Annotated in this window: 11 protein-coding genes and 1 tRNA gene; 6 read left to right on the forward strand and 6 right to left on the reverse strand. The window is 67.3% G+C overall.

Annotated features, from left to right (window positions below; genetic code table 11):
- Positions 1–16: 16 nt before the first annotated feature.
- The 3 genes from HCA44_RS09540 to HCA44_RS09550 are packed head-to-tail and all read left to right on the forward strand — an operon-like array spanning position 17 to position 1,873.
- Positions 17–1,024 (forward strand): hypothetical protein, encoded by a 1,008-nt coding sequence (locus HCA44_RS09540; protein ID WP_206037911.1) that lies wholly within the window; start codon positions 17–19, stop codon positions 1,022–1,024.
- Positions 1,025–1,052: 28 nt separating this feature from the next.
- On the forward strand, positions 1,053–1,667 hold the full coding sequence (locus HCA44_RS09545) for a hypothetical protein (protein WP_206037912.1): 615 nt from the start codon (positions 1,053–1,055) through the stop codon (positions 1,665–1,667).
- Complete coding sequence (locus HCA44_RS09550) at positions 1,664–1,873, forward strand: hypothetical protein (RefSeq protein WP_169648312.1); 210 nt, start codon at positions 1,664–1,666, stop codon at positions 1,871–1,873. The genes HCA44_RS09545 and HCA44_RS09550 overlap by 4 nt, the downstream gene beginning before the upstream one ends.
- A gap of 1,633 nt (positions 1,874–3,506) precedes the next feature.
- On the opposite strand, the gene HCA44_RS20985 is transcribed toward HCA44_RS09550, so the two are convergent.
- Both HCA44_RS20985 and HCA44_RS09560 read right to left on the reverse strand, forming a co-directional pair.
- The gene (locus HCA44_RS20985; RefSeq protein WP_240945402.1) at positions 3,507–3,677 is read right to left on the reverse strand and encodes a hypothetical protein; all 171 of its coding nucleotides are present in this window, start codon (positions 3,675–3,677) and stop codon (positions 3,507–3,509) included.
- A gap of 34 nt (positions 3,678–3,711) precedes the next feature.
- Positions 3,712–3,788, reverse strand: a tRNA-Leu gene (locus tag HCA44_RS09560).
- Positions 3,789–3,913: 125 nt separating this feature from the next.
- On the opposite strand from HCA44_RS09560, the gene HCA44_RS09565 reads away from it, so the two are divergent.
- Together HCA44_RS09565 and HCA44_RS09570 are read left to right on the forward strand one after the other, a co-directional pair.
- Positions 3,914–4,537, forward strand: coding sequence for a response regulator (locus HCA44_RS09565; protein ID WP_169648313.1), 624 nt, complete (start codon positions 3,914–3,916; stop codon positions 4,535–4,537).
- 211 nt (positions 4,538–4,748) lie between these two features.
- Positions 4,749–6,080 carry an ABC transporter substrate-binding protein gene (locus HCA44_RS09570; RefSeq protein ID WP_169648314.1) on the forward strand — a complete coding sequence of 444 codons (1,332 nt, stop codon included), beginning with the start codon at positions 4,749–4,751 and terminating at the stop codon, positions 6,078–6,080.
- Positions 6,081–6,153: 73 nt separating this feature from the next.
- On the opposite strand, the gene HCA44_RS09575 is transcribed toward HCA44_RS09570, so the two are convergent.
- From HCA44_RS09575 to HCA44_RS09590, 4 genes are read right to left on the reverse strand one after another with little or no spacing between them, the layout of a single operon-like run.
- On the reverse strand, positions 6,154–6,999 hold the full coding sequence (locus HCA44_RS09575) for an ABC transporter ATP-binding protein (protein WP_240945403.1): 846 nt from the start codon (positions 6,997–6,999) through the stop codon (positions 6,154–6,156).
- Positions 6,996–8,060, reverse strand: a complete 1,065-nt coding sequence (locus HCA44_RS09580; RefSeq protein WP_169648315.1) for an ABC transporter ATP-binding protein — start codon at positions 8,058–8,060, stop codon at positions 6,996–6,998. The genes HCA44_RS09575 and HCA44_RS09580 overlap by 4 nt, the downstream gene beginning before the upstream one ends.
- The gene (locus HCA44_RS09585) at positions 8,053–9,042 is read right to left on the reverse strand and encodes a branched-chain amino acid ABC transporter permease (RefSeq protein ID WP_169648316.1); all 990 of its coding nucleotides are present in this window, start codon (positions 9,040–9,042) and stop codon (positions 8,053–8,055) included. The genes HCA44_RS09580 and HCA44_RS09585 overlap by 8 nt, the downstream gene beginning before the upstream one ends.
- A 6-nt stretch (positions 9,043–9,048) precedes the next feature.
- Positions 9,049–10,431, reverse strand: coding sequence for a branched-chain amino acid ABC transporter permease (locus HCA44_RS09590; RefSeq protein ID WP_346764653.1), 1,383 nt, complete (start codon positions 10,429–10,431; stop codon positions 9,049–9,051).
- A gap of 216 nt (positions 10,432–10,647) precedes the next feature.
- On the opposite strand from HCA44_RS09590, the gene polA reads away from it, so the two are divergent.
- Positions 10,648–13,398 (forward strand): DNA polymerase I, encoded by a 2,751-nt coding sequence (gene polA / locus HCA44_RS09595; protein ID WP_169648317.1) that lies wholly within the window; start codon positions 10,648–10,650, stop codon positions 13,396–13,398.
- Positions 13,399–13,494: the final 96 nt, after the last annotated feature.

Below are 13,494 nucleotides of genomic sequence, written 5' to 3' on the forward strand. Positions count from 1 at the left end.
GAAGGAGTGATCTGCCGTGGGTGTGTGCGATATCCCCCTCGTCTCGACCGTCTGCGACACCGCCGGCGAAGCCGCCGCCAGCCTGGTCTCCGCCCCGTTCGACTGGCTCGCCGGCGCGATGGGCGCCGCCGCGGGCTGGTTGTTCGAGGCCGTGTGGTCGGTGTTCGACACCACCACCCTCGTTGACGTCACCAGCGACGAGTACGTGGCGGTCTACAACATCCTGTTCGGCATCGCCGTGTTCGTGATGCTGCTGTTCTTCTGCCTCCAGCTCATCACCGGCCTCATCAGACGCGACCCCACCGCCCTCAGTCGTGCCGCCCTCGGGTTGGCGAAATCGGTGCTCAGGAGCTTCGTGGTCATCACCCTCACCGCGTTGCTGTTGGAGATCGTCGACCAGCTCTGCATCGGCATCATCCAGGCCGCCGGGGAGACCACCGAGTCGATGGGCGACAAGATCACCCTCCTCGCTGCCGGCCTCGTCGGGATCAACATCGCCGCACCCGGGGTCGGGGCGATCATCACGATCTTCCTCGCCGGTCTCGCGATCAGCGCAGCCACGATCGTCTGGCTCAGCCTTCTGGTGCGGAAGGCGCTGCTGCTGGTCGCGATCGTGCTCGCGCCGCTGGCGTTCTCTGGGGCGTCGTGGGATGCGACGAAGGGGTGGATCAGCAAGTGGGCGATGTTCGTCATCGCCCTGATCGTTTCCAAGCTCGTCCTGGTCGTGATGTTCCTGGTCGCCATCACCCAAGTCTCCGCACCCATAGACGGGGACCTGGCATCAGTGGCTGACCCGGTCGCGGGGATCGTGCTCATGGCGATGGCCGCCTTCGCCCCCTACATGACCTACAAGTTCCTGAACTTCGTGGGCTTCGACATGTACCACGCGATTGGCTCGGAGCAGGACGCCAAGAACGCCCTCAACCGGCCCATCCCGACTCCGGCAAAGCCGCAGGGCGGTGCGGAGCCATCGAACAGGCCCTGCGGCGAGCACCGCAGTCCCAGCACGCCACGCCACACATAGGCCTGTGACCGCAGGAGGAGACACGAGCATGAACGACGACACTCCGAACGAGCACACGTCCGGCGAGGACTTCCACGACATCGAGAACTGGGCGGACGCTGACGAGACGCCGGACACCGATGACGTGGACAGCTTCGACGATGCCGACACGCCATCGGCGCCGCATCCGGTGAACTGGAACCTGCTGAGCGCCGACGACCTGGAAGCCGAGTGGCTCGCACTCAACGATTGGGTCGCGTGGCTGCGCCGCACCTACGGGCTGCCCGTCAGCGTGCTGCCGCCGTTCTGGCACCGCCATCCCGAGCTGGTGTGGGAGCTGTCAGCGCTGCATCTGCACTGGCTGGGTGCCTACGACCCCGAGCAGAACGCCTCGGCTGCGATCGGCTGGCACCGTGACTTCGCCGACGCTCGTGCTCGGCTGCGTGACTGGGTGGCCGCCTCGGGCACTCGACTGGATCATGACCGGCCCACCCGGCAGGCGGTCTGGCCTGGCGAGGAACCAGCCCCCGCGATCGAGGACATCACGATCGCCGACCGCGGTGAGGATTTCGTGCAGCACGTGTTCGAGCAGGTTCAGGCCCGCCGTGAAGCCGAGGACGCGTTCTTCGCCGGACTCGACCTCGGCACCGGAGAGCTGCCATGACCACCGGGGCCGAAAGCCCGAGCGTCCCCCCGGAGCGGATGCGCGACTACCGCGTCGAGGCCGAGTTGCGTCCCAGCCCCGACCTGCACAAGCTCGCCCAGGTGTTCATCGGGATGGCCCAGACCCGCGCCCGACAAGAACAACGGGAGAACGCCGGGCAGGAGATTCCTCCTGAGCCCACTGGTGGCCAGGGCGTAGAATCGTAAGCGTACGCATGCCAGCGGCCACCCAGGTGGTCGTGGTGTGGCGTCTTGTTCATTAGCCCTTCGTGGCCTACCCAGCCCGTCCACAAGCGGACGGCACGGGTCGTGTCTGTTTCCTACGTCGCACCGCACGAGCAGCCCCGCGCTCTCGTGTTGGCCCCACCTGTTGGGGAAGGAAACACGACCCATGAGCACCACACACCCTCCGCTGGCGACGGCGCCCGATCAGATCGGTGCGACCACGACGCTGGCGGTGACCTACCTGCGCGTCTCGACCAAGGAGCAGGCATCCAAGGGCGGCCAGGACGAAGGCTTCTCCATCCCGGCTCAACGTCAGGCGAACTTGCGCAAGGCCCAGGAGGTCAACGCGGTCATTGTCGAGGAGTTCGTCGACGCCGGCGAGTCCGCCCGCCAGGCCGACCGGCCCGCGCTGATGCAGATGATCGAGTACGTCAAGACCCACCCGGTGGCCTACTGCATCGTCCACAAGGTCGACCGGCTCGCGCGCAACCGCGCCGACGACGTCGCCATCCACCTCGCCCTCAAAGAAGCAGGCGTCCTGCTGGTCTCGGCGACCGAGAACATCGACGAGACCCAGAGCGGGATGCTGCTGCACGGGATCATGTCCACCATCGCGGAGTTCTACTCCCGCAACCTCGCCAACGAGGTCTCCAAGGGCATGAACCAGAAGGCAGTCACCGGCGGCACCAACGGCAAGGCCCCGATGGGCTACCTCAACGTCACCCGCCGCGACGAACTCGGTCGCGAGGTCCGCACCATCGACATCGACCCGCACCGCGGCCCGATCATCCGGTGGGCCTTCGAGGCCTACGCCACCGGGAACTACTCGGTGGCGACGCTGCGCGATGAACTCATCGACCGCGGTCTGACCACCGTGGCGACACCGAAGCGGCCCGCCAAGTCCCCAGCGCTGTCCTCGATCCACCGGATGCTGGCCAGCCCGTACTACAAGGGTGACGTGCAGTTCAAAGGCGCGACCTACGACGGCCTGCACGAACCCCTGGTTGCCTCCGAGGTCTGGTACCGGGTGCAGACCGTGCTCGCCGCCCACCAGGCCTCCGGCGAGAAGACCCAAGCCCACGAGCACTACCTCAAAGGCACCGTGTTCTGCGGCACCTGCGGCTCCCGCCTGATTCTCTCCAACGCCCGCAGCCGCAGCGGAGTGATCTACCCCTACTTCATCTGCGCCGGCAGACACTCCAAGCGCACCAACTGCGACCGCAAGTCCATGTTCGTGCCCGACGTCGAGGCCGCGGTCGAGGACCACTACCGCCGTGTGCAGATACCCGCCCACATCGTCACCGCGCTGCGCGAGCTGATCACCAGCGAGTTCGACCGGCTCTTCGCCACCGCCAAGACCGAACGCAAAGCACAGGTCGCCGAACGCGACCGCCTCGACGACGAGCGCACCAAGCTACTCCAGGCCCACTACGCCGGAGCCGTGCCACTGGACCTGCTCAAGACCGAACAGGACCGAATCGCCCGACAGATCGCGTTCCTCGACTCCCGCATCGAGGCCAGCGAGATCGAGTACGACCAAGCCCGCGCCCACCTGGATGACTGCCTGGCCCTGGCAGGCAACGCCCACGCGATCTACATGAGCATCGACGACTCGCTACGCCGCATCGCCAACCAGGCCTTCTTCGAACGCCTCACCGTCACCGACGACGACGCCATCGACGCCATCGACGCCGAACCAGGCGTGCCCTTCGACACCCTGCTCAACCCCGAAGTCCAGGCCACCGCCCTCGCCCGCCAGACAACAGGCGGAAACGGGACGGATCAAACCGGGAACGTCGCTGGTTTGAACAACGACGCTCTGGTGCCCTCGGTGAGACTCGAACTCACACTGTACGGGTTTTGAATCCGTTTCCTCTGCCAATTGGGATACGAGGGCGCGCGGTGGTGCGTCGCCTACTGTAGAAGATCGGCTCGCGGAGTCAACCACCGGTACCCTCCAACCATCGCTCGTCGGGCAGGCCCGCCCGGGCGGAGCGTGGCCGACCGTCGTCGCAGAGGAGAATGGTGACCATGAACGCTCCGCAGCCGCAGCAGGTGACGCCCCCCACCCGAGTTCTGGTCGCCGAGGACGAAGCGCTCATCCGTCTCGATCTCGTGGAGATGCTGCGGGACGAGGGCTACGACGTCGTCGGCGAGGCCGCGGACGGTCAGGAGGCCGTCGAACTGGCGACATCGCTGTCGCCGGATCTGGTCATCATGGACATCAAGATGCCGCGCCGCGACGGCATCGACGCCGCGCAGGAGATCGCGGCCGAGCGCATCGCGCCCGTCGTGATTCTCACGGCGTTCAGCCAGCGCGAGCTCGTCGAGCGGGCCCGCGATGCGGGGGCGATGGCCTATCTCGTCAAGCCGTTCTCGATCGCCGACCTCGTGCCCGCGGTCGAGCTCGCCACCAGCCGGTTCCGTGAGGTGACGGCACTCGAGCACGAGGTGGCCGATCTGTCCGGCCGGCTCGAGGCGCGCAAGCTGGTCGAACGCGCGAAAGGCGTTCTCATGGAACGCCAGGCGATGACCGAGCCCGAGGCGTTCCGCTGGATCCAGCGCGCGGCGATGGACCGCCGGTCGACGATGAAGGCCGTCGCCGAGATCGTGATCGAGACTCTGGCGGACCCGCCCGGCGAGTGAGCGCGCGCAACCGCCGCGGCAGGCAATTGCTAAGGCCGCGTTAACAATCGCGCCCGTCAGGTCACAGTACCGTCACGACGCCCTTCTGAGAAGTCGCGACGGCGTATATAGCGCTACCGTTCTCTCCCACAGTGGAAGTCGGTGGTCAGGGGAGCCCGTGACGGTTTCCTTCGCCTCCCGGCCTTCGCACCCGTCGAACAAGGAGAGTTGGATGGCAAGAAGGTCCCTCGTGCGCGGTGCCGCGGTCCTCGCCGCCGCATCGCTCGCGCTCGCAGGCTGCAGTTCCGACGACAGCGACGATGCCGCGGCCCCGGGTGGTGGCGACTCGTCGGCCGCCGCCGAGAGCACGGTCGACACCGACTGCACGCCCGAAGAGGCGACCGCGGGCGCCACGCCCGTCACCACGCCGCTCAAGATCGGCACGCTGCTGCCCGAGACCGGAAGCCTCGCCTTCCTCGGCCCGCCGGAGATCGCGGCGGTGCGACTGGCAGCGGAGGACGTCAACAGCGCGGGGGGTGTGCTCGGCCAGCCGATCGAGATCGTGCCCGGCGACTCGGGCGACACCACCACCGACACCGCCAACGCCACCGTCGACCGCGAACTCGCGGCAGGAGTCCAGGCGATCGTCGGCGCCGCGTCGTCGTCGGTGTCGCTCAAGGTCATCGACAAGATCACCAGCGCGGGCGTCGTGATGTTCTCGCCGGCCAACACCTCCGACCAGTTCATCTGCTATCCCGACAAGGGGCAGTACTTCCGGACGGCGCCCACCGACGTGCTGCAGGCGCAGGCGCTCGCGCAACTCATCTCGAACGACGGTGGCCAGCGCGTGTCGATCCTGGCGATGAACGACCCCTACGGCACGGGCCTCGCGCAGAACCTGCAGAACAATCTCGTCGACGCGGGTCTCGCGGAAGACCAGGTGCAGAAGATCGTGTACGACCCCAACGCGCAGTCGTACAACGCCGAGATCGATCAGGTGAAGAACTTCGGCCCGGACGCCGTCGCCGTCATCGGCTTCGACGAGTCGTCGCGCATCATCACCCGCATGCACGAGGTCGGCATCGGCCCGTCCGACGGCACCGCCGTGTACGGCGTCGACGGCAACATGGGCAACGCGCTCGGCGACGCCGTCGCTCCCGGCCTGCTCGACGGCATGCAGGGCACCACGCCACTCACCGACGTCGGCCCCGAGTTCCAGGCCCGGGTCAAGGCGGTCGACCCCAATCTCGTCGACTTCAACTACTCGGGCGAGTCCTACGATGCGACGGTCGTGCTCGCGCTTGCTGCCGAACAGGCGAAATCGACTGCGGGCGTGGACATCGCGGCGAACATCAACAGTGTCACGAAGGACGGGACGACGTGCACGTCCTATGCCGAGTGCCTTCCGCTCGTGCAGGCAGGCACCGACATCGACTACGACGGCATCACCGGCAAACTCGACTTCGCAGACGCGGGGGAGCCGTCGATCGGGTCCTACGGGCATCTGAAGTTCGACGCGCAGAACACGCTGGGCACCGAGGACTACATCGTCGTCGGCGAGTGAGCGCGCACCGAGAATGCGGGGCGCCCCGGCTGGTGCCGGGGCGCCCCGCCTCCTGTGGAGCCGCTTCTCGCGGCTACTTCTTCTCGCGGCTGCCGGCGAGCGTGCCGAGGTAGAGTTCGATCACCTTGGGGTCGTTCATGAGCCGTGGTCCGGTGTCGGTGTAGGCATTGCGGCCCTGGTCGAGGACGTAGCCGCGATCGCAGATCTGCAGGCAGCGTCGCGCATTCTGCTCGACCATGATGACCGAGACGCCTGCCGCGTTGATCGCCTTGCAGCGGATGAACACCTCGTCCTGGAACATCGGCGAGAGCCCGGCCGACGGCTCGTCGAGCAGCAGCACCGACGGATCCATCATCAGCGCGCGGCCCATCGCGACCATCTGCCGTTCGCCACCAGAGAGTGATCCCGCTTTGACCTTGCGGCGTTCGGCGAGCAGGGGGAACAGCTCGCTCACGAAGGCGAATCGTTCGGCGAACTTTTTGGGCCGCAGATAGATTCCCATCTCGAGGTTCTCCTCGATGGTGAGCGCAGGGAACACGTTGTTCGTCTGCGGCACGTAGCCGAGGCCCTTCTGCACGAGCACGTGCGCGGGCTTGGACGTGATGTCGTCGCCGCGGAGGGTGACCGTGCCCGAGCGCACCGGGATGAGCCCGAACAGTGTCTTGAGCAGGGTGGACTTGCCGGCACCGTTGGGCCCGATGATGCCGACGATCTCGCCGTCGCGCAGAAAGAAGTTGCAGTCCTCCAGGATGTTCACGCCCGGCAGGTAGCCCGCGACGAGATCGTCGGCCCGCACCAAGGCGTCCTCGGCGAGTTCCCGGTGCGCATCGCGGGTGGCGGCGCGCTCGGCAGGCGTCGGGCCCGGCCCCGCGGAGTCGGCGGGCGTGGAATCGGCGGGTGTCGCTTCGGAGTCGGTCATGACTTCCTGCTCTCCTCGTCGGACTCGGGCGGCGTACGGCCGAGTGCGGAATCGACGGTGACCTCGGGCTCGGCGAGGTCGCCACCGGCTTCGAGGGTGGCGATCTCGGCCTGCTCCAACCGTTCCGCGAGCACGGCCGTCGCGCCCACCGGATTGCCCTGCTCGTCGAACTCGAGTGCCTGATCGTGGTGGCTGCCCAGGTAGGCGTCGACGACGGCCTGGTTGTCGCCGAGTGCCTCGGGCGGAGATTCGGCGATGACCGTGCCCTGCGCCATGACGACGACCCAGTCGCTGATGTCGCGGATGACGTCCATGTCGTGCTCGACGAACACGACGGTCATGCCGTCGTCGCGCAGCGACTTGATGTGCTCGAGCAGATTCTGGGTGAGCGCCGGGTTGACGCCTGCCATCGGCTCGTCGAGCATCACGACGGTCGGTTCGGTCATCAGCGCACGCGCCATCTCGAGCAGCTTGCGCTGACCGCCCGACAGCGACCCGGCGAGGTCGTCGGCCTTGGCGTCGAGCTGGAACCGTGCCAGCACTTCCCGTGCGCGCGCCGTGATCTCGCGCTCCTGAGCGCGCCACGTCCACGGCATGAGCGCGCGTGCCATGTGCTCGCCGCGCTGCGCACGGGCACCGAGGCGCACGTTGTCGAGGACGGTGAGCTTCGAGAGCGCCCGCGTCAACTGGAAGGTGCGCACGACGCCGCGCCGTGCCACCTGGTGCGGATACAGCTTGCCCAGCGCTGTGCCGTCCATCGACCATGTGCCGCTGTCCGGGCGGTCGAAGCCGGTGAGCAGGTTGAACAGCGTGGTCTTGCCCGCGCCGTTCGGGCCGATGAGGCCGGTGATGCCGCCGCGCTGGATCTCGAGGTGTGCGACGTCGACGGCCGTCAGGCCGCCGAATGTGCGCGTCAGGTTCGACGCGACCAGCACCGGATCGGGTTTGGCGGCGCCGGGTTCGGGTGGGACCGTCGCGAACAGTTCGGCGCGTTCGTGTGCGCTCAGGGTCACGCGTCCGCCGCTCGACGCGGGCCCGGTATCGGTGTGGGACTCAGGCATTGAGTTGCACCTCCCGCTTGTTGCCGAGTATGCCCTGTGGGCGGAAGACCATGAGGACCGCGATGAGGATGCCGAGGAGTACGTAGCGCACGGCACCCACCTGCTGCTCGGTGAGATTCAGCAGCGGATCGGGGCCGGCGATGGCCTGGCGCAGCAATGCGTCCGGGATCGCGAGCAGGAACCAGAACAGCATCGCACCGACGACCGGACCGAACACCGTTGCGGCGCCGCCCAGAATGAGAGCGCCGAACGCGAAGAAGGTCTGGGCCGTCGAATAGAAGTCGGGGTTGATCGACTTCGTCTGCAGCGCGTTGAACACGCCGCCGAGGCCGCCGATCATGCCGCCCAGCACGAGCGCCTGCAGCTTGTAGACGAAGACGTTCTTGCCGAGCGACCGCGCCGCGTCCTCGTCCTCGCGTACCGCTTTGAGTACCCGGCCCCACGGACTGCGGCTGAGCAGGTACACGAACCCGCACAACACCAGCACGAGCGTCCATCCCACGACCATCGACCACAGGTCGTCGCCGTAGAACTTCACGCCGAGGAAGGAGTACTGCTTGCCCGAGTCGAACGGGCTGAGGTCGGTGAACGGGCCCGCGAAACCGAACAGGCCGTTCGTCGAGCCGGTCACCGAGTCCGACGCGGTGGACCGGAAGATCAACCGCAGGATCTCCGACGCGGCGATCGTGGCGATCGCCAGATAGTCGGCGCGCAACCGCAGAGTCGGTATGCCGAGCACGACGGCGAGCAGGCCGGACGCCGCGAGCCCGACGAGGATGCCGAGCCACAGCGGCTGCTGATAGGTGACGGTCATGATGCCGACCCCGTAGCCGCCGAGCAGCGCGAAGCCGATCTGGCCGAAGTTGAGCAGACCCGCGTACCCGAAGTGCAGGTTCAGTCCGATCGCGAGCAGCGCGTAGAACACGGCGGACGGGCCGATCAACTGTGCGAACGACACCTGGAGTGCCGAAACGATGTCCATGGCCGATCACCCGATCCTTTGCCGCGAGCCGAGGATGCCCTGTGGGCGGACGATGAGGATGAGGATCAAGATCAGCAGGCCTCCGATGTACTTGAGGTCCGGGTCGAGGACGAGCGTCGACAGCTGCACGACGACACCGACGATGACGCAGCCCAGCAGGGCGCCGTACGCGGTGCCCAGGCCGCCGAGGGTGATGCCGGCGAACATCAGCAGCAGCAGCTTGAAGCCCATCTCCCACTGCACGCGCCCCCCGAGTTCGGACAACCCGAACAGCACCCCGCCGAGTGCCGCCAGGCCGCCACCGAGCCCCCACACCACGAGAATGACCCGCTCGACGTCGATTCCCGAGGATGCGGCGAGATCCCGGTTGTCCGCGACCGCACGCATCGCCTTGCCGATGCGCGTCTTCTGCAGCAGCAGTGCGACGCCCACCAGGACGACGATGCTCACGACGATCGTCGCGATGTTGACGTTCGTGATCGCGAACGGGCCCCATTCGTGCTGCACCTGCGCCTGGTAGTCGTCGAAGGGCTCCGAGCGGTCCGAGAAGAAGATCAGGATGAGGTAGCGGACGGCGATCGCGAGGCCGATCGAGACGACCAGCTGCGGTATCAGCCCGGTTTTGCGTCTTCGCAACGGTTTCCAGATACCGAGGTTCGCGATCAGGCCGATCGCGATGCCGGTGAGTACGGCGAGGACCGTTGCCGGGATCAGTTGGATGCCGACGGTGACGTTGAAGACCCATGCTGCGACGGCGCCGAGCGTGACGAGCTCACCGTGCGCGAAGTTGGTGAGCCCGGTGGTGCCGAAGATCAGGCTCAGCCCCACGCCGGCGATCGCGATCACGAGACCGAACCGGAGGCCGTCGACGAGGAGCCGGATCACCTTCTCCCACATCGGAACAGCGTTGCCGGTGCGCGCCTCGCCGAAGGAGAACACCACCGCGTTGATCTTGCCCGCAGCGACAGTGCGTTCGACGGCGCCCTGCACGCTGACGCCGTCGGGCAGGGTGTCCTCGGCGACCTCGAAGGTGTAACTGCCGGGAGGAACGGACAGCTCCCACTTGCCGGCTGCCACCGATTCGGTGGACGCGATCTCCGTGCCGGTGTCGTCGAGCGCCCGCACCGTGACACCTTCGAGCCGCTCGCCGCCGTTGTTGAGGCTGCCGCTCACCGGCACGCCGCCTTCGGTGGGCGAGGGCGGAGCCGATGGCGGTGGCTCGATCGGCTGTGCCGATGCTGTGGGAGGCCCCGAACCCGGCACGGTCGAACCGAGCAGCACCGGCGCCGACACGAGTGCGGCGAGGATGCCGAGCAGAGCGATGACGAATGCCGCGCCGATGCGGCGGGTGTGCGGTTCCGTGCGGGTCCGCTCCGGTGGTGACGCCACGCAGGTCCTCCGGGATAGGGGTTCAGTTGTGACACGTGACGAGCGGCACCACCGCCGTGCACGAGGTGAACGGACTCTAAACCGATCGCGACGACTTTTCGCGCTGGACGGAATGCCTGAAATGTTGCGGTTGCGTATCCGTCCACGTCGGCGCGCGGAAGAGTGCACGCATCCATGGGTGTGTGTCGTGTCGCCGTGCGTCCCTAGACTGTGGGTGTGAGCCCTGCATCCCGATCCGCCGTGTCCGCGCCCGCTCCGTCGACCTCGGGTGAGGTGACCAGCGAGGACGAGCAGCAACCCACCCTGATGCTGCTCGACGGGCACTCGCTCGCGTTCCGTGCGTTCTACGCGTTGCCCGCCGAGAACTTCAAGACGCACAGCGGCCAGACCACCAATGCGGTCTACGGGTTCACCTCGATGCTGATCAACCTGCTGCGTGACGAGAAGCCGTCCCACGTCGCGGCGGCGTTCGACGTGTCGCGCAAGACCTTCCGGGCCGAGATGTACGCAGGCTACAAGGCCAACCGCAGCGCCGCGCCGGACGAATTCAAGGGGCAGGTCGAGGTCACGAAGGAAGTGCTGGGGGCGCTCGGCATTCCGGTCATGGCCGAAGAGGGCTACGAGGCCGACGACATCATCGCGACCCTCGCGACCCAGGCGAAAGCGAGTGGCTTCCGCATTCTCGTCGTCACGGGCGATCGCGACTCGCTCCAGCTCGTCAGCGACGACCTCACGGTGTTGTACCCGCGCAAGGGCGTGTCCGAACTCACCCGCTTCACACCCGAGGCCGTCGAGGAGAAGTACGGTCTCACGCCGGAGCAGTACCCCGACTACGCGGCGCTGCGCGGCGACCCGAGCGACAATCTGCCGGGCATCCCGGGCGTCGGCGAGAAGACCGCAAGCAAGTGGATCCGCGAGTACGGATCGCTGTCGGCTCTGGTCGACAACGTCGACAAGGTCAAGGGCAAGGTGGGCGACGCGCTGCGCGAGAACCTCTCGAGTGTGCTGCTCAACCGCGAGCTCACCGAGATGGTGCGCGACGTCGCGCTGCCGTACACCCCCGACCAGCTCGTGCTGGGACAGTGGGATCGCGAACGCATCCACACCTTGTTCGACGACCTCGAGTTCAAGGTGCTGCGCGATCGGCTGTTCGACACGCTCGCGCCGCAGGAGCCCGAAGCGGAGGAGGGTTTCGAGGTCCGCGGTGGCAGGCTCGAGCCCGGCGCGGTCGCGGCCTGGCTCGAGGCACACGTGTCGTCCGGCGAGCGGGCAGGCGTCTCGGTCGTCGGATCGCGCACGCCGTACGGCGGCGACACCACGGCGCTCGCGCTCGCCGCGTCCGACGGCGAGGGCGCCTACGTCGTCACCGCCGACCTGACGCCGGACGACGAGGCCGCGCTCGGTGCGTGGCTCGCCGATGCGTCGAAGCCGAAGGCTCTGCACGAGGCGAAGTGGGCGATCCACGCGCTGCGCGGCCGTGGCTGGACGCTGCGTGGTCTGTCGAGTGACACCGCACTCGCGGCGTACCTCGTGCGGCCGGGCCAGCGCACGTTCACACTCGACGACCTGTCGTTGCGCTACCTGCACCGGGAGCTGCGCATCGAAGACGACGGCGACACGCAACTGTCCCTGCTCGACGAGGACGACAGCGACGTCAAGGCGGCGCAGACCCAGATCCTCGCGTCGCGCGCGGTCCTCGATCTCGCGGCGGCGCTGGACGCCGAACTCGAGGCCATCGAGTCGCTGTCCCTGCTCGACGACATGGAACTTCCGCTCCTCGCCGTGCTCGCCGACATGGAGGCGACGGGCATCGCGGTCGGCTCCGAGCACCTGCACGACCTGCAGAGCACGTTCGCGGGCCTGGTCAACGACGCGGCCCAAGCCGCATACGCCGTGATCGACAAGCAGATCAATCTCGGCTCGCCCAAACAGCTTCAAGTCGTCCTGTTCGACGAACTGGGCATGCCGAAGACGAAGAAGACCAAGACCGGGTACACCACCGACGCCGACGCGCTGCAGGGGTTGTTCGACAAGACCGGGCACCCGTTCCTCGAACACCTCCTCGCGCACCGCGACGCGTCGCGGCTCAAGGTCACGGTCGACGGCCTGCTCAAGACGGTGGCCGACGACGGCCGCATCCACACGACGTTCAACCAGACGATCGCGGCGACCGGCCGCCTGTCGTCCACCGAACCGAACCTGCAGAACATCCCGGTCCGCACCGACGCGGGCAGGCAGATCCGGGACGGTTTCGTCGTCGGCGAGGGCTTCGAGACGCTCCTCACCGCCGACTACAGCCAGATCGAGATGCGCATCATGGCGCACGTGTCCGGCGACGAGGGGCTGATCGAAGCGTTCAACACGGGGGAGGACCTGCACAGTTTCGTCGGCTCGCGCGCGTTCGGTGTGCCGATCGAGGAGGTCACACCCGAGTTGCGCCGCCGCGTCAAGGCGATGTCGTACGGCCTCGCGTACGGGCTCAGCGCATACGGTCTCGCGGCACAACTCAAGATCTCCACCGAGGAAGCCCGCGAGCAGATGGACGCCTACTTCGCGCGGTTCGGCGGCGTCCGCGACTACCTGCGCGAGGTGGTCGAGCAGGCGCGACGCGACGGTTACACGTCCACGTTGTACGGGCGCAGGCGTTACCTTCCCGACCTCAACAGCGACAATCGCATGCGCCGCGAGAACGCCGAACGTGCGGCGCTCAACGCGCCGATCCAGGGCACTGCTGCCGACATCATCAAGGTCGCGATGATCGACGTGCACCGCTCACTGCAGGATGCGGGCCTCCGTTCGCGCATTCTGCTCCAAGTACACGACGAGCTGGTCCTCGAGGTGGCTCCGGGCGAGTGCGGCGACGTCGAAGCGCTCGTGCGACGTGAGATGGCCGGTGCGATCGACCTCTCGGTCCCCCTCGAGGTGTCCGTCGGCACCGGGCGCAGTTGGGATGCCGCCGCCCATTAGGCCTCTGCGCACCGTGCGCACTGTGCGAGTCCGGGCACTCGCTTTTCGCGCACGGCGCCGACGCACAGTTCAGGCTACTCCCTCGGGTAGACGGCA

It is taken from the genome of Rhodococcus sp. HNM0569 (assembly GCF_012726205.1).
GTDB lineage: Bacteria > Actinomycetota > Actinomycetes > Mycobacteriales > Mycobacteriaceae > Rhodococcus_F.